Origin of the sequence: Sphaerotilus microaerophilus, from assembly GCF_023734135.1 — a bacterium.
GTDB classification, from domain to species: Bacteria; Pseudomonadota; Gammaproteobacteria; order Burkholderiales; family Burkholderiaceae_C; genus Sphaerotilus; species Sphaerotilus microaerophilus.
This window is the reverse complement of record NZ_AP025730.1, coordinates 871,787-887,138: the sequence shown is the minus strand read 5'-3', so window position 1 is coordinate 887,138 and position 15,352 is coordinate 871,787. Positions and strand designations below refer to the sequence as shown.

At 71.1% G+C, this 15,352-nt stretch carries 14 protein-coding genes; 5 read left to right on the top strand and 9 right to left on the bottom strand.

What is annotated here, in order from left to right:
* Nucleotides 1-65: 65 nt before the first annotated feature.
* Nucleotides 66-3,215, top strand: coding sequence for an ATP-binding protein (locus tag NGK70_RS03830; RefSeq protein ID WP_251972053.1), 3,150 nt, complete (start codon nt 66-68; stop codon nt 3,213-3,215).
* Here NGK70_RS03830 and NGK70_RS03825 read toward each other — a convergent pair.
* Nucleotides 3,182-3,901 carry a response regulator gene (locus NGK70_RS03825; protein ID WP_251972052.1) on the bottom strand — a complete coding sequence of 240 codons (720 nt, stop codon included), beginning with the start codon at nt 3,899-3,901 and terminating at the stop codon, nt 3,182-3,184. The two genes, NGK70_RS03830 and NGK70_RS03825, sit on opposite strands and share 34 nt — an antisense overlap.
* Nucleotides 3,902-4,031: 130 nt before the next feature.
* Nucleotides 4,032-5,894 (bottom strand): glutamine--fructose-6-phosphate transaminase (isomerizing), encoded by a 1,863-nt coding sequence (gene glmS / locus NGK70_RS03820; protein WP_251972051.1) that lies wholly within the window; start codon nt 5,892-5,894, stop codon nt 4,032-4,034.
* Between the two features lie 186 nt (nt 5,895-6,080).
* On the opposite strand from glmS, the gene NGK70_RS03815 reads away from it, so the two are divergent.
* The gene (locus NGK70_RS03815) at nt 6,081-6,575 is read left to right on the top strand and encodes an Lrp/AsnC family transcriptional regulator (protein WP_251972050.1); all 495 of its coding nucleotides are present in this window, start codon (nt 6,081-6,083) and stop codon (nt 6,573-6,575) included.
* Between the two features lie 33 nt (nt 6,576-6,608).
* On the opposite strand, the gene NGK70_RS03810 is transcribed toward NGK70_RS03815, so the two are convergent.
* The gene (locus NGK70_RS03810; protein ID WP_251972049.1) at nt 6,609-7,079 is read right to left on the bottom strand and encodes a hypothetical protein; all 471 of its coding nucleotides are present in this window, start codon (nt 7,077-7,079) and stop codon (nt 6,609-6,611) included.
* A gap of 85 nt (nt 7,080-7,164) precedes the next feature.
* Complete coding sequence (glmU, locus tag NGK70_RS03805; protein ID WP_251972048.1) at nt 7,165-8,574, bottom strand: bifunctional UDP-N-acetylglucosamine diphosphorylase/glucosamine-1-phosphate N-acetyltransferase GlmU; 1,410 nt, start codon at nt 8,572-8,574, stop codon at nt 7,165-7,167.
* Here glmU and NGK70_RS03800 point away from each other — a divergent pair.
* Nucleotides 8,573-9,514 carry a DUF6279 family lipoprotein gene (locus tag NGK70_RS03800; RefSeq protein WP_251972047.1) on the top strand — a complete coding sequence of 314 codons (942 nt, stop codon included), beginning with the start codon at nt 8,573-8,575 and terminating at the stop codon, nt 9,512-9,514. The genes glmU and NGK70_RS03800 overlap by 2 nt on opposite strands.
* A 34-nt stretch (nt 9,515-9,548) precedes the next feature.
* On the opposite strand, the gene NGK70_RS03795 is transcribed toward NGK70_RS03800, so the two are convergent.
* The 4 genes from NGK70_RS03795 to NGK70_RS03780 form a co-directional block, all read right to left on the bottom strand.
* Nucleotides 9,549-10,283: a DUF4136 domain-containing protein gene (locus NGK70_RS03795; RefSeq protein WP_251972046.1), complete on the bottom strand. Its 735-nt coding sequence runs from the start codon at nt 10,281-10,283 to the stop codon at nt 9,549-9,551.
* A gap of 65 nt (nt 10,284-10,348) precedes the next feature.
* Complete coding sequence (gene ttcA, locus NGK70_RS03790) at nt 10,349-11,335, bottom strand: tRNA 2-thiocytidine(32) synthetase TtcA (protein ID WP_251972045.1); 987 nt, start codon at nt 11,333-11,335, stop codon at nt 10,349-10,351.
* Between the two features lie 47 nt (nt 11,336-11,382).
* Nucleotides 11,383-11,781, bottom strand: a complete 399-nt coding sequence (locus NGK70_RS03785) for a dihydroneopterin aldolase (RefSeq protein ID WP_251972044.1) — start codon at nt 11,779-11,781, stop codon at nt 11,383-11,385.
* Between the two features lie 67 nt (nt 11,782-11,848).
* Nucleotides 11,849-12,703 (bottom strand): SDR family oxidoreductase, encoded by an 855-nt coding sequence (locus NGK70_RS03780; RefSeq protein WP_428985569.1) that lies wholly within the window; start codon nt 12,701-12,703, stop codon nt 11,849-11,851.
* 104 nt (nt 12,704-12,807) lie between these two features.
* Between NGK70_RS03780 and NGK70_RS03775 the strand changes: the two genes are divergently transcribed.
* Nucleotides 12,808-13,905, top strand: coding sequence for a class I SAM-dependent methyltransferase (locus tag NGK70_RS03775; RefSeq protein ID WP_428985602.1), 1,098 nt, complete (start codon nt 12,808-12,810; stop codon nt 13,903-13,905).
* 10 nt (nt 13,906-13,915) lie between these two features.
* Nucleotides 13,916-14,107, top strand: a complete 192-nt coding sequence (locus tag NGK70_RS03770; protein WP_251972042.1) for a DUF2905 domain-containing protein — start codon at nt 13,916-13,918, stop codon at nt 14,105-14,107.
* Here the strand turns inward: NGK70_RS03770 and NGK70_RS03765 are convergent.
* Nucleotides 14,070-15,332, bottom strand: coding sequence for a multifunctional CCA addition/repair protein (locus NGK70_RS03765; RefSeq protein WP_251972041.1), 1,263 nt, complete (start codon nt 15,330-15,332; stop codon nt 14,070-14,072). The two genes, NGK70_RS03770 and NGK70_RS03765, sit on opposite strands and share 38 nt — an antisense overlap.
* Between the last annotated feature and the right edge of the window lie 20 nt (nt 15,333-15,352).

Genomic DNA, 15,352 nt, shown 5'->3' with positions numbered 1-15,352 from the left:
GACCTGATCCGGCCTGACCCAGGCGCCTGCGGCGGGCACAATGACCTGGCCCGCCTCCTCCTCCGATGGACACCCCGACCGGCCTTTCCCCGCCACGCCCAGACAACGGCGTCGAGCCGGCTTCGCACGCAGCGTCGACCGTTCGGCCAGCCCCTTCGCTGACCGGCTGGCGCCGGGGCCTTGGCAGCGTCCTGGAGCGCCTGGACCAGCGCCTGGGCCTGGGCGGCAAGCTCGCGCTGGTCATGACCGGCGGGGCGTTGTTGACGCTGGCGGTGGCCCTGACGGCCTGGCTGAGTTTCCGCGGGGTGGTTGCGGCGCAGCACGACATCTTCGATGAAGCCCTGCCGGCGATGGAGGCGGTGCAGGCCATGGCGCGGCTGAACACAGGGGTGGTGGCCCTGGTCGAACAGCTCGGCCGTGCCGAATCGGCCGAGGAGGTGACGCAACTGCGCCTCTCGGGCCGCAGCCAACTGGCCGCGCTGAACGGGGTGATGCAACGGCTGCAGGGCCAGCGCTTCGAGCCCCCCCTCACGGCCGAAGCCGGCCGGACGCTGCAGGCCATCGGCGCCAATCTGGAGCAGCAGGCCACCGCCATCGACACCCTGCTCAGCCTGCGCCGGCAGCAACAGTTGCAGCTGGCCGAACAGCGCCGGGCCCTGGACGCACTGGGCAATCTGGCCGAATCGCTGGCCGCCAATGCCTCCACCGCCACCTCGACCACCCTCGCGGCCCTCTACCCCCTGGTGCAGCGCGGCGGGGCGCACGAGCCGGTGCTCGAGTCGCTCGACCGGCTCGCCGAGGTGGATCTCGACCGCATGGAGCGCATGTCCGAGCTGCAACTGCTGTGCTTCACCCTCAAGACCCAGCTGGAACGACTGGAAAGAGAGGAGGTCGCAGCCTCCATCGAAGCGATGCGGCAGTCGTATGGCGAGCAGCTCGGTGTGCTGCAGCGGCGCCTGCAGGACGTGCGCGACCCCCAGCGACGTGCCGATGCGCTGGCCAGGCGGCAGGTACTGCAGCAAGGTGTGGCGCCGTCTGGCGTGTTCGCGGTGCGCAGCGACACCCTGGCACTGGATCGGCGGCTGGCGGCCCTGCGCGGGGAAGGGGCCGTGCTGGCACAGCGACTGGGGGAACTGGGGGCCCTGCTGCTGGGTGCGGGCAGCCGTTCAATCGAGGACGCCACCGGCGCCTCCCGCCTGGCGGTGGACCGCGGCATGGCCGGCTTCCTGGCGGTGGCGGGGCTGTTGTTCGCCGCCCTGCTGCTGTCGCTGTGGCTGATCCTGCGTTCCCACCTGGTCGGTCGGCTGCAGGAGATGGAGTCGCTGGTGCGGGCGCTGGGCCGCGGTGACCTGGACGCGGTGATCCGTCCGCACGGACCGCGTGACCCTCTGGCACCGCTGGCCGATGCGCTGGAGCAGTTCCGCCGCAACGCCCGTGAGCGCGCGCGCCTGGAGCAGGCCCTGCTCGACCACCAGCAGGCCCTGGAGCAGCAGGTGCAATCACGCACCGCCGAACTCAGCCGCAGCAACCTGCTGCTGGAGCGTGAGGTGGCCGAACACGCAGTCGCGCGCCACCAGGCCGAGGAGGCCAACCGGGCGAAGAACGAGTTCCTCGGCACCCTCAGCCACGAGCTGCGCACCCCGCTGGCCGGCGTGGACGGCAGTGTGCAGCTGCTGCGCGACACCCCACTGGACAGCCGCCAGCAGGAGTACCTGCGCATGATCGGCTACGCCAACTCGACGCTGCTGGAGATCCTCGACGACATGCTGAGCTTCTCCCGGCTGGAAGGCGGGCGCGTGAGCGTCGACCCCCTGCCCTTCGACCTGCGCGAGGCGGTGGACGACATGCTCTCGCTGCAGTGGGTCACCGCCCGCGCCAAGGACCTGGCCCTGGTGCGTGACATCGCCGAGGACCTGCCGCAGCGCATCGTCGGCGACCGGCGCAAGCTCAACCAGATCCTGCTCAACATCATCGGCAATGCGGTGAAGTTCACCGACGAAGGTGAGGTCACGGTGGCGGTGTGCAGGCTCCCGGACAGCGAGCCGCCGCAGCTGCGCCTGCGTTTCGAGGTCAGCGACACCGGCATCGGCATTCCCGCAGCCCAGCAGGAGTCGGTGTTCCAGCCCTTTGTGCAGGTCGAGGACACGGCTCACCGGCGCCATGGTGGCACCGGCCTGGGCCTGGCGGTGTGCCGGAGGTTGGTGGCGCTGCTGGGGGGCCGGATCGGGCTGGACAGTGTGGTCGGCCGGGGCACGACCGTGCACTTCGAGCTGCCTTTTGAACCGGCGGAACCGGCACCCGAGGCGGGGGATCCGGTCCCAGCGACTGCGGTGAGTGCAGCGATCACCACACCCGGCTCGGCCGGGCCCGAACTCCGGCGGCCCACACCACTCGACGTGCTGGTCGTCGAGGACGACGAGGTCAACCGCATGGTCTGCCTGCGCCACCTCGAATTCCTCGGCCATCGCCCCCATGCAGCGGCCGACGGCGAGGCGGCCCTGGCGTATCTCCAGCAAGGTGAGCGGCCGATCGACCTGGTGCTGATGGACATCAGCCTGCCCGGCGCCTCTGGCATCGATGTGGCGCGCACGATCCACACGCTCGACGGCGGGCGGTGGCGGTCATTGCCGATCGTGGCGATGTCGGCGCACCTGCCCGAGGGGGCACGCGAGGAGATGGCAGCCGCGGGCCTGGTGGGCTTCCTGCCCAAGCCCTTCCACCGTGCGCTGCTGGCACGGGCCCTGGCCGAAGCCATGGTCGCCGGGCGCACGCCATCGGCCGCGCCGTTGGCACCAGCGGATGCACGGGTGGCCCCAGCACCCGCCGACACCCTGCTGGACGAAGCCTTCCTCGCCGAGGAGCTGGCCAGCCTGGGGGAAGCCACGCTCGCCAAGCTGTCAACGCTGTACCGCGGTACCGCTGAAGAGGCCTTTGCGGCCTTCGACGATTCGCTGGCCGTCGGCGATCGCGCAGAGATCGCCCGCCGCGCCCACAAGCTGGCCAGTGCCGCGGCCAACCTCGGCTTCCAGCACACCGTGGCACTGGCTCGCCAGCTGGAGCGGGACGCGCCGGTGGTGGACGTCACCCCGCCGGCCGCACTGGCCGCCGCGGTCCACACCCTGCGCAACAGCAGCGAGCGCTCGGTGCAGGCACTGGAGCACCGTCTCCTGCCGCCGAAGGGTCAGACGCCTGGGGATTCGGACGCGAGCAGGTAGCCCTCGCCTCGCACGGTCAGGATGCGCTCGGGCTGGCGGGCATCGTCCTCGACCTTCTCGCGCAGTCGCGAGACCAGCACGTCGATGCTGCGGTCGTTCGGGTCCCAGCTGCGATGGCTCACCGCCGGCGCCAGGCGTTCCCGGCTGAGCACGGTGCCGCGGTGGCGCAGCAGCATCTGCAGCAACTCGAACTCGCCGCGCGTCAGGGTCTGCCGCCGGTCTCCCGGGCCCACCAGACGGCGGTGCGCCACATCGAGTGCCCAGGGGCCGATCTGCAAGCCGTCGGGCTGGGGCGACGGCGGACGATGGCGCAGGCCACGCAGCACGATCTTGACCCGCGCCAGCAGTTCTCGCGAGTTGAAGGGCTTGGTGACGTAGTCGTCCGCTCCCGACTCAAGGCCGACGATCTTGTCCACGTCGTCGCTGCGCCCGGTCACCAGAATGATGCCCAGGTGCTCGTCATGCGCACGCAACTCGCGCGCCAGCTCCAGCCCGTCCTTGCCCGGCAGGCCGACGTCCAGCAACACCACGTCCACGCGCTGGCCACGCAGGAGGGGCCACATTTCGCTGCCACTGGCCGCGGCGAAGACGGTGTAGCCCTGCTGCCCGAAGTAGCTCTCCAGGCGAGCGCAGGTGACGGGGTCGTCATCGACGACCAGCAGGCAGGGAGGACGTTCCGCGTTCACGGCAATCTGGCGACACCCGCTCGAAGGAGCTGACTGAAAGTCAGTCGGATTCTAGGGGGCGCCCCGTGGAGCGGGGCGAGCGCGGGAGCGCGCAGGGCGCAAATCACCCCACGCTCCCGTCACTTCACGCTCACTCCACCGTCACGCTCTTGGCCAGGTTGCGCGGCTTGTCCACGTCCGTACCCCGCGCGCAGGCGGTGTGGTACGCCAGCAGCTGCAGCGGCACCACGTGCAGGATGGGGCTGAGCGCACCGTAGTGCTCGGGCATGCGGATGACGTGCACGCCCTCGCTGCTCTCGATCTTGGTGTCGGCGTCGGCAAAGACGTAGAGCTGGCCGCCGCGGGCGCGCACTTCCTGCATGTTGCTCTTGAGCTTTTCCAGCAGGTCGTCGGCCGGGGCGATGGTGACCACCGGCATCTCGGCATCGACCAGCGCCAGCGGGCCGTGCTTGAGCTCGCCAGCCGGGTAGGCCTCGGCGTGGATGTAGCTGATTTCCTTGAGCTTGAGCGCGCCCTCCAGCGCGATCGGGTAGTGGCGCCCGCGGCCCAGGAAGAGCGCGTGCTGCTTGCTGGTAAAGCCGTCGGCCCAGGCCATGATCTGCGGCTCCAGCGCCAGCACGGACTGCACCGCGGCGGGCAGGTGGCGCAGGTTGCGCAGGGCGGCGACTTCGCCCTTTTCCGGCAGGGTGCCGCGCTGCTTGGCCAGCACCAGGGTCAGCAGGAACAGCGCCACCAGCTGGGTGGTGAAGGCCTTGGTGGAGGCCACGCCGATCTCGACGCCCGCATGGGTGATGAAGGCCAGCTCGCATTCGCGCACCATCGCGCTGGTAGACACGTTGCAGATGGTCAGCGTGTGGGTCATGCCCTGGGCGCGGGCGTGCTTGAGCGCGGCCAGGGTGTCGGCGGTTTCGCCGCTCTGGCTGATGGTGATGACCAGCGTGCGCGGGTCGGGCACGCTCTCGCGGTAGCGGTACTCGCTGGCGATCTCGACCGCGCAGGGGATCTTGGCGATGCTCTCCAGCCAGTACTTGCCGGTCAGGCCGGAGTAGCTGCTGGTGCCGCAGGCGAGGATGAGCACGCGGTCGATCTGCGGGAAGATCGCCGCGGCCTTGTCGCCGAACAGCTCGGGCGTGATGGCCTCGATGCCTTCGAGCGTGTCGGCGATGGCGCGCGGCTGCTCGAAGATCTCCTTCTGCATGTAGTGGCGGTAGGGGCCCAGCTCGGCCGCGCCGCTGTGCGCGTGCACGGTCTTGACCGGGCGCTCGACGCGCACGAACTGGTCGCCCGCCTGGCGCGTGGTGATCCAGTACTTGCCCTGCTGGAGGTCGACCACGTCGCCCTCTTCCAGGTAGACGATCTGGTCGGTGACGCCGGCCAGCGCCATCGCGTCGGAGGCGAGGAAGTTCTCGCCCTGGCCCACGCCCAGCACCAGCGGCGAGCCCTCGCGCGCGCCGACCACGCGCTGCGGCTCCTCGCGGCAGAACACCGCGATGGCGTAGGCGCCCTTGAGCTGGACGATGGCGCGCTGCACCGCGTCGAACAGGTCACCCTGGTAGATCGAGTCGATCAGGTGGGCGATGACCTCGGTGTCGGTCTGGCTGGTGAACTCGTAGCCGCGGGCCTTGAGGTCGGCGCGCAGCTCGTCGTGGTTCTCGATGATGCCGTTGTGCACCAGCGCGATGCGGCCGGCCTTGGCGGACTTGGCGTCGTTGCCGGTGCCGTGGCTGAAGTGCGGGTGGGCGTTGTGCACCGCCGGGGCGCCGTGGGTGGCCCAGCGGGTATGGGCGATGCCGACGAGACCTTCAACGCCGTCCTGCTGCACCAGCGCGTCCAGCTCGGCCACGCGGGAGGTGCTGCGCGAGCGGCGCAGTTCGCCCCCCTGGTGCACGGCCACGCCGCAGGAGTCATAGCCGCGGTACTCCAGCCGCTGCAGGCCCTGGATGAGGATGGGGACGATGTTGCGCTGACTGACGGCGCCGACGATGCCACACATAGGAGGGGAGTCCCTTGAACTGCGGTTGGAGGGGGATGCGCAGGCAGCGCATCAGGCTGGGCGCGATGGTAGAGAGCCTCGCATGAAATGAATCATCCAAATGTCACGATTGGCGCAATAATCAGCCACCAAGACGTCGATATGGCGTTATTGTTCTTTGAGTGACGAATTTCGGAATTTTCTTTCATGACACTCTCCATCACGGTGGACGCCATTGACCTGCGCCTATTGGCTGAGCTGCAACAGGACGCTGCCCGCTCCAACCAGGCGCTGTCGGAGGCGGCCCATGTGTCGCCCGCCACCGGGCTGCGGCGCATCCGCCGGCTGGCCGAGGCCGGGGTGATCGAGCGCACGATCGCGGTGCTGTCGCCCGAGGCGCTCGGCCACGGGTTGACGGCGATCGTGGAGGTGACGCTGGACACGCAGTCCGCCGAGCGGCTGGCCGCGTTTGAGGCGCGCGCGGTGGCCGATGCGGGCGTGCAGCAGTGCTACCGCACCAACGGCGGGCCGGACTTCGTGCTGATCGCCCAGGTGGCCGACATGCCGGCCTACCAGGCGCTGGCGCGGCGGCTGTTCACCGACGACGCCAACGTACGCAACGTGCGCTGCTTCTTCAGCGTGCACCGCGCCAAGGCGGGGTTGGCGATCACGCTGCCCGCGCCCGGTCCGGCGGGCGATTAGGCCGGCGCAACTGGACCAGCGCCCTCGCCGCGGTCAGCGCTCCAGCCAGAGCCAGGCCAGGCCCACCGCCAGCAGCGCCACCGGGATGAGCAGCGGCAGCCAGCGCAGCGCCAGGCGCAGCTGGCGGCGCAGCCGGTCCGCCGGCCGGCTGGGCGCCACCCGGGCGAGCCAGCGGCGCTCGCGCACCAGCCAGGCGTCGTAGACGGCCCGGCGCAGCGGGTCACCCAGCACCGCTGCGGCCAGCCGGCGCGGATCGGGCGGCGCTGCCACCGCGGCGGAGGCCGCGGGCGGCAGGGTCAGGTGGTCAACCACCTGCGCGATGGTGACCGCATCGGCGTGTTCGTCCAGTCCCAGCACCGCGTAGTGGGTGGGGTCGAGCGGCACCGGCAGCGTGAGCGGCGCATCTTCGGCCACCGGGCCGTCGGGCAGCGCGCCGCGGTGGCGCTCCACCTCGGCGACGACGTCCTCGGCCTGCGGGCGCAGCGCGGGGTCGATCAACGCCACGACCGCCCCTTGCCGGCACGGCCCGGGCGCGCGCTGCGGCCGCAGCCGCCGTGCCACCCAGGCGCAATCCGCTCGGTCGCCGTCATCACTCGGCCGGCTTCTTCGGCGCCTTGGCCGGGCGGGTCCAGCCGTTCAGGCAGGCCTGGCGGCCACGGGCGACAGCCAGCTGGCCGGCGGGCACGTCCTTGGTGATGGTCGAGCCACCACCGATGGTGGCGCCCGCGCCCAGCGTCACCGGGGCCACCAGCACGCAGTTGGAGCCCACGTGCACATCCGCCTCGATGGTGGTGCGGTGCTTGTTGGCACCGTCGTAGTTGGCGGTGATGCTGCCGGCGCCGTAGTTGACGCGCTCGCCCACCACCGCGTCGCCCAGGTAGGCCAGGTGGTTGGCCTTGGCACCCTTGGCCATCGTCGAGTTCTTGACCTCGACGAAGTTGCCGATGTGCACCTCGGCGCCCAGCTTCGCGCCGGGACGCAGGCGAGCAAACGGGCCGATCAGCGCACCCTCGCCGACCTCGATGCCGGCGGCTTCGCCGTCCATGTGCGTGAAGGGGTGGATCACCGCGCCCGCGGCGATCTTCGCGTTGCGGAGCACGCAGTTGGCGCCGATGCGCACCTCGTCGCCCAGCTCCACGCGACCCTCGAAGACGCAGTTGACGTCGATCTCCACGTCCCGGCCGCAGACCAGCTCGCCACGCAGGTCGAAGCGGGCCGGGTCGCGCAGGCGCACGCCGGCCTCCATCAGCTCGTCGGCGCGCTGGCGCTGGTAGCGGCGCTCCAGGTCGGCCAGTTGCACGGGGCTGTTGACGCCCAGCACCTCGGTCTCGCCCGAGGCGATGGTGGCCACCACCGGCACGCCCTCGGCCTCGGCCATCGCGACGATGTCGGTCAGGTAGTACTCCTTCTGGGCGTTGTCGTTCTTCAGGTTGGCCAACCAGCGCCGCAGGTGCGCGGTGGGCGCGGCCATCATGCCGGTGTAGCCCTCGTTGATGGCGCGCTGTTCCGGCGTGGCGTCCTTGTGCTCGACGATGGCCAGCACGCGGTCACCCTGCACGCCGCCACGCACGATGCGCCCGTAGCCGGTCGGGTCGTCCAGCACGACGGTGAGCAGCACCAGCTTCTCGCCGCCGCAGGCCTCGATCAGCGCACGCGCCGTCTGCGGGCGCACCAGCGGCACGTCGCCGTTGAGGATCAGCGTGGTGCCCGCGTCGGCCAGTTCGGGCACGGCCTGCTGGACGGCATGGCCGGTGCCCAGCTGCGGCTCCTGGCGCACGAAGGCCAGCGGCGCGGCGGGCAAGGCGGCGCGCATTTCGGTCTCGACCAGTTCGGCACCGTGGCCCGTGATCGTGATCAGACGCTCGGCACCCAGGCCGGCACTCATCTCCAGAACATGCTGCAATAAGGGGCGGCCCGCCAAGGTGTGCAGCACCTTCGGCCGGGCCGACTTCATCCGGGTCCCTTTGCCGGCGGCCATGATCACGACGTCGAGGCTCATGCGTTCTTCCTTGGAGTGCGAGCAGATGGTGAAAGTCGCAATTATCGAACCGCGGCGTGTCACCCCCCTGACGCTGCTGCAACGCAGCGTGATCGGGGTCGCATTGCTGCTGGCCGTGCTGCTGCTCACGGGCTGCAGCAATCTGCGCCTGGCCTATGGCCAGGGCCCCACCCTGGCCTACTGGTGGTTGGACCGGTATGCCGATTTCGATGAGACCCAGAAGCCACGCGCCCGGGCCGCGGTCGACCAGTGGTTTGCCTGGCACCGTCGCCAGCAGCTGGCCGAAGACGCCGCGCTGCTCGACCAGATCGCCCAGGAGGCGCTGAAGGACGCCAGCGGCGCCCAGGTCTGCCAGTGGGTGACGGTCTACGAGCGCAAGCGCGACCTGTACCTGACCCAGTTCGCCCCCGCGGTGGCTGACATCGCCGCCAGCCTCGGGCCGGAGAACCTGAAGCAGATCGAGGCGCGCTTTGCCAAGGTCAACGAGAAGTGGCGCGACGAGCACGTCCAGGGCGACCTCAGCGAGCGCGAGGCCGAGGCGGTCAAGCGGGTGCTCGACCGCGCCGAACTGGTCTACGGCCGGCTCGACCGGGCCCAGCGGCAGTTCATCACCCAGGCGGTGCGCCAGTCCCCGCTGGACCCCGAGCGAACCTTTGCCGAGCGCCTGGCCGACCAGCGCGAAGCGCTGGCCGTGCTGCAGCAGCTGGGCCAGCGCACCCTGAGCGGGCCGCAGCGCCAGGAACTGGCCCGCAGCGGCCTGCTGCACCTCGCCCAGGCCAGCGACGAGGCCCAGCGCCAGCTGCGCGACCGGCTCTACCGCTACCAGTGCCAGTTCACCGCCGAGCTGCACAACCGCACGACGCCGGAGCAGCGCCGCCACGCCAACGAGCGCCTGCACGGCTGGGCGCAGGACCTGCGCAGCTTCCTCGGCACGCCCTGAGCCGGGCCGGCCCCAGGCGAACCGTGTCAGTCCGTCACTTCGACGCCGCCGGACTGGCGGCGGGAGCGGCCTCGGGAGTGGGAGTGGGAGCCGGTGTGAGTGCCACGGTAACACGGCGCTCGCCGGCCGGCAGGTTCGGGAAGCCCTGCAGGGCCGCCTCGTACAGCGCCGGCAGCACGTTGTCGCTCACCATGCGGGCCTCGTAGCGCACATGCACCTCGACCAGCGGCTGCCGGGTGGCCCGGTCGAGCAGCTGCAGCGCCACCTCGCGGTAGTCGCGCGTGGCGTCCACCGGCCAGGCGCCGCCGATCGACCAGCCGAAGCTGCCACCGCGGTGCGGCCAGGCCGGCCCGAAGCCGCGCCAGCCGCCGACGCGCCAGCCCCAGTTGAAGTCCGTCCAGGGGTCCACGATGCGCCCCTCGCGGGCACCGACCTGCACCAGCACGTCGGCCACCACCGCACTCGCCGCCGGCTGGAAGCCCGCGCGGCCCAGTGCCGCACGCGCCGCGGCCTCCAGCCGCAGCTGCTCGACGCTGCCCTGGGCCTGCGACAGCAGGCGTTCGAAGGCAAAGCTGCCCGGCGCCCGGCCGGCGGGCCAGGTGCCGAAGCTGGCAACGTCCACGGTGATCTGGTTCATCGCCGCACAGCCGCCCAGCGCCATCAGCACAGCAGCGAGCGCCCCCGCGCCCAGGGTGCGCCGGCGCAGCAGGCCGGGGGCCGTGGACTCCGGCCGATCGGTGGGGGAAGGCAGCGCAGCGGTGTCAGTCATGGCAACTCCTGGAAACCCGGAAACGGAGAGAAACCGGCGGCAGCCGAAAGAGCGCGCCGCCGCCGTCAGCGGCGCGGCATGAAGGCGATCGGCGCCTCGGCAGGCAGCTCGGCGGCCTCGCCGCCAGGCAAGGGGGCGCAGTTCTCGTCCTCCTCCTCCTCGTCGAAGGCGTGGTCGCCGGCCGGATCAGCCACCCCGGTGGGTCGGATCGTCGTGAAGGGGTAGAGGTTCCGGTCCATGAGGTGCGAAGGCACCAGGTGGGAGAAGGCGCGGTGCATGTTGTCGATGCGCCCCGGGTGCTTCTGGTCCCAGTCGCGCAGCATCTGCTTCATCTGCACGCGCTGCAGGTTCTCCTGGCTGCCGCACAGGCTGCAGGGAATGATCGGGAACTGCCGGTGCGCCGCCCAGCGCTCCAGGTCGGTCTCGGCCACGTAGGCCAGCGGGCGGATCACCGTGTGGCGGCCGTCGTCGCTCACCAGCTTGGGCGGCATGCCCTTGAGACGCCCGCCGAAGAACATGTTCAGGAAGACGGTGCCCAGGAAGTCGTCGCGGTGGTGGCCCAGCGCGATCTTGGTGGCCCGGAGCTCGTCGGCCACCCGGTACAGGATGCCCCGGCGCAGGCGCGAGCACAGGCTGCACATCGTGTTGCCCTCGGGGATCAGGCGCTTGACGATGCTGTAGGTGTCCTGGTTCTCGATGTGGAACTCGACACCGCGGCCCTGCAGGTACTCGGGCAGGATGTGCGCCGGAAAGCCCGGCTGCTTCTGGTCGAGATTGACCGCGACGATGGAGAACTGGATCGGCGCGCGCTGCTGCAGGCCCAGCAGGATGTCGAGCAGGCCGTAGCTGTCCTTGCCGCCGGAGAGGCAGACCATCACACGGTCGCCCTCCTCGATCATGTTGAAGTCGGTGATGGCTTCGCCGACCTGGCGGTGCAGGCGCTTGCTGAGCTTGTTGATCTCGTGGGCGGCTTTGCGGGCAGCGACCTTGTCGGCGACCGGCTCGGCAGCGGGATCGGCCACAGGGGCGAGGGACTCGTTGATCGCGTTCATCTCGGGCACTTCGGGGCGGTGTGAGAGCAGAGTGAGGGCAGTCCGGCTCAGGCGGCCGGCTTGATCTGGAAGACTTCCACGCCGACGCTCTCGCAGTCCGGGTAGACGTCGGGCTTCTCGGTGGACACGCGCACCGCACGCACCTTGGGGTGGGTCAGCATCAGCGCGGCGACATCGTCGCACAGCGTCTCCTGCAGGTGGATGTGGCCGTGCGACACGCGCTCGGCGATGCTGCGACGCATGAAGTCGTAGTCGACCACCTCGTCGAGCTGGTCCTTGGCCGGGGTGGTCTCGGCCAGCGCGACGTAGAGGTCCACGTTGATCAGCACGCGCTGCTCGCCACGCTTCTCGAAGTCGTGCACGCCGATGTTGATCCACACCTCGTAGTTGCGCAGAAAGAGGCGGCGGCAGTCCCTCAGCGAGGGATGGGCGAGCAGGCTGAGCATGGCGGAACTTCTTTCAGGTGGCGTGGGGGCAGAGGGGCCGGGGCCGGAATCAGGGTCGGGGTCGGGGTCAGGCCACCGGCACGGCGCCGCCGCCCGCCTGCACCAGGTAAAGCACATCGCGCGGTTGGCCGAGCAGGTGCTGGCCTCCGTCGACCACCAGTATCGTGCCGGTCAGCGCCGGCGATTCGAGCGCGAAGCGCACCGCGCGGGCGATGTCGCGGGGCGTGGAGGAGCGGCCCAGCGGCGTCAGGCGGCGGGCGGCGGCGAACTCGGCCTCGGTCATCGGGCCGGAGGCCAGCGTCACGCCCGGCGACACACCCACCACGCGCAGGCGCGGCGCCAGCGCCAGCGCCAGCATCTGGGTGGCGGACTGCAGGGCGGCCTTGGACAGCGTGTAGGAGAAGTAGTCCGGGTTGAGGTTGGCGAGCTTCTGGTCCAGCAGGTTGACCACGCAGCCCTCGCTGCCCCACTCGGCCAGGTGCTGGTGCAGCGCCTGCGCCAGCAGCACCGCCGGCGCGGTGTTGGCGCGCCAGTGGCGCTCCATCGCGGCATGGCCGAAGCTGGCCGCATCGTCGTACTCGAAGGTGGCAGCGTTGTTCACCACCGCATCCAGCCGCCCGGACCAGGCCAGCACCCGCGGCACCAGGTCGCGGCAGGCCGCCTCGTCGGCCAGGTCGGCCTGGAACAGCTCGACGTCGCCACCGAAGGCACGCAGCTCGGCCGCGGTGGCCTCGGCCTCGGCCTGGGCGCCGCGGTGATGCAGGGCGATGTCGTGGCCGGCGCGGGCCAGTTCGAGCGCGATCTCGCGGCCCACGCGCCTGGCCGCGCCGGTCACCAGGGTGCACGGGCGCAGGGCGGGCGAAGCGGGTTGCGCAGAAGGATCGGCGGGACAGTCGGCAGGACGGTCGGCGGTGGGGGTCAAGACAGGGGGCTCCCTACAATCGGCGGGTGAACCAACAGGCAATCCATCAAGCGTCTCAAGAGCAATCCGCCAGTGTAGCCAGCGCCCCAGCGCCGGCGGATGTGCTGTCCCCGCTCATCCGCAGGGAGATCGCGGCCGGCGGCGGCTGGCTCGGCTTCGAGCGCTTCATGGAGCTGGCGCTCTACGCCCCCGGGCTGGGCTACTACAGCCGCGGCGACCAGCAGTTCGGCCTGATGCCGCGCGCCGACGGCAGTGGCGGCGACTTCGTCACCGCGCCGGAGATGTCGCCGCTGTTCGGTCGCGCGCTGGCACGCCAGGTGGCGCAGGCGCTGCGCGACACCGGCACCAGCGAGGTCTGGGAGTTCGGCGCCGGCACCGGCGCACTGGCGGCTCAGCTACTGACGACGCTCGACGAGCTGGGCTGCGCGCCCGAGCGCTACACCATCGTCGACCTCTCCGGCAGCCTGCGCGAGCGCCAGGCCCGCACGGTGGCCGAGCGCGCGCCCGCACTGGCCGGCCGGCTGCGCTGGGTCAGTGAACTGCCCGCGGCGGTCGAGGGCGTGGTGGTCGGCAACGAAGTGCTCGATGCGATGCCGGTGGCGCTGCTGCACTGGGACGGCGAGCACTGGTTCGAGCGCGGCGTGACGGTGGGTGCGGACGGATCGTTCGCCTGGGCCGACCGCCCCACCGAGCTGCGCCTGCCGGTCGAAGGCCCCTTCGTGCCCGGCACCGTGACCGAGCTGCCGCGCATCGCCGCGGGATTCATCCGCACGCTGGCGCAGCGGCTGCGGCGCGGCGCGGCCTTCTTCATCGACTACGGCTTCCCGGAGCACGAGTTCTACCACCCGCAGCGCACCGGCGGCACGCTGATGTGCCACCGTGGCCACCAGGCCGACGCCGATCCGCTCGTGGCCGTGGGCCTCAAGGACCTGACCGCCCACGTGGACTTCACCGCGATGGCGCTGGCCGCCCAGGACGCCGGCCTGCCGGTGCTGGGCTACACCAGCCAGGCGCGCTTCCTCTTCAACTGCGGCCTGATGGACGACCTGCAGGTGGCCGACCTGCGCGAACGCGCGATGGCGATGAAGCTGGTCACCGAGCACGAGATGGGCGAGCTGTTCAAGGTGCTGGCCCTGGGCGCGCCGGGCAGCGACTTCGAGCCGATCGGCTTCGCGCAGGGCGATCGGTGCCACACGCTCTGAGCCGAGCTCCATGCGCTGGCTGCTGATCACCCTGGCCGCCTTCGTGGTGTTCAACGGCCTGCGCGGCTGGCTGGAGAAGATCGGCCTGGGCCGGCTGCCCGGCGACTTCAGCTTCCGCGTCGGCGGGCGGGAGTGGTACTTCCCGTTCGGCTCGGCGGTGCTGATCAGCCTGATCGCGACGCTGATCGGTCGCTGGCTCTGAACTCGGCTGCGGCCGCAGCCACCGCCTCGCTGCGCGCGGCGTGCAGAGCCTGGCCAATGGCCGGGCCCCGCTGGCCACGGGCCATCACCGCCGCTGCAATCGCCGCGGTGTCGACGCTGCGGGCCGCGGCAAAGGCCGCGCGCAGAAATTCGGCCTGCGGATAGGGCTGATCGGCAAAGCCCAGGCGGCCGCGGGCGTCGCACTCGCAGGCCTGCAGCATCTGCTCGAAGCGCTCCGGCCGGCGCCAGGCGTCGCAGCGGTCCAGCAGGCGCACCTGCGCCGCCGCGCCAATGCCCTCGCAGCGGTGCACGTGGCTGTGCTCGCGCGCCACCAGCTCGGCCAAGCCCTGGCAGTCCACCGGCACACGCAGGCGCTGCGACAGCGGGCCGAGCAGGTCCAGGCTGCGCTGCTCGTGGCCGATGTGGCGCGGCAGCACGTGCGCGGGCGTGGTGGCCTTGCCCAGGTCGTGCACCAACGCAGCCCAGCGCACCGGCAACGCCGTCTGAAGCTGCGCCGCCATGTCGATCACCATCAGCGTGTGCACGCCGGTGTCGATCTCGGGGTGGTAGTCGGCCCGCTGCGGCACGCCGAACAGCGCCTCCACCTCGGGCAGCAGGCGCGCCAGCGCGCCGCACTCGCGCAGCACCTCGATCATGCGCGAGGGCCGGGGCTCCAGCAGCCCGCGCGAGAGCTCCTGCCAGACACGCTCGGGCACCAGCGCGTCGGCCTCGCCCATCGCCACCATGTGGCGGCACAGCGCCATCGTCTCGTGGGCGACGTGGAACTCCGGCCAGCGCGCCGCGAAGCGCGCCAGCCGCAGGATGCGCACCGGGTCCTCGGCAAAGGCCTCGCCGACGTGGCGCAGGCGCTGGTCGGCCAGGTCGCGCGCGCCGCCCCAGGGGTCGACGAGCCGGCCCGCCTCGTCGCGCGCCATCGCGTTGATGGTCAGGTCACGCCGCGCCAGATCGTCCTCCAGCGTCACGCCCTCGCCGGTCTGGAAGACGAAGCCGTGGTAGCCCTTCGCGGTCTTGCGCTCGGTGCGCGCGAGCGCGTACTCCTCGTGCGTGCGAGGGTGCAGGAAGACCGGGAAGTCGCGCCCCACCGGCTGGTAGCCGGCCGCCACCATCTGCTCGGGCGTGGCGCCCACCACCACCCAGTCCCGGTCCCCGGCCGGGCGGCCCAGCAGCTCGTCACGCACCGCGCCGCCCACGAGGTAGGTCTGCATCGCCATCACGTCCACATTCG

What these genes read in the sequence shown, in the direction of transcription:
- NGK70_RS03830 (WP_251972053.1), top strand. Translation starts at nt 66, where the DNA reads ATGGACACCCCGACCGGCCTTTCCCCGCCACGCCCAGACAACGGCGTC.
- glmS (WP_251972051.1), bottom strand. Translation starts at nt 5,894, where the DNA reads ATGTGTGGCATCGTCGGCGCCGTCAGTCAGCGCAACATCGTCCCCATC.
- NGK70_RS03815 (WP_251972050.1), top strand. Translation starts at nt 6,081, where the DNA reads ATGACACTCTCCATCACGGTGGACGCCATTGACCTGCGCCTATTGGCT.
- NGK70_RS03800 (WP_251972047.1), top strand. Translation starts at nt 8,573, where the DNA reads ATGCGTTCTTCCTTGGAGTGCGAGCAGATGGTGAAAGTCGCAATTATC.
- glmU (WP_251972048.1), bottom strand. Translation starts at nt 8,574, where the DNA reads ATGAGCCTCGACGTCGTGATCATGGCCGCCGGCAAAGGGACCCGGATG.
- NGK70_RS03795 (WP_251972046.1), bottom strand. Translation starts at nt 10,283, where the DNA reads ATGACTGACACCGCTGCGCTGCCTTCCCCCACCGATCGGCCGGAGTCC.
- ttcA (WP_251972045.1), bottom strand. Translation starts at nt 11,335, where the DNA reads ATGAACGCGATCAACGAGTCCCTCGCCCCTGTGGCCGATCCCGCTGCC.
- NGK70_RS03785 (WP_251972044.1), bottom strand. Translation starts at nt 11,781, where the DNA reads ATGCTCAGCCTGCTCGCCCATCCCTCGCTGAGGGACTGCCGCCGCCTC.
- NGK70_RS03770 (WP_251972042.1), top strand. Translation starts at nt 13,916, where the DNA reads ATGCGCTGGCTGCTGATCACCCTGGCCGCCTTCGTGGTGTTCAACGGC.
- NGK70_RS03765 (WP_251972041.1), bottom strand. Translation starts at nt 15,332, where the DNA reads ATGCAGACCTACCTCGTGGGCGGCGCGGTGCGTGACGAGCTGCTGGGC.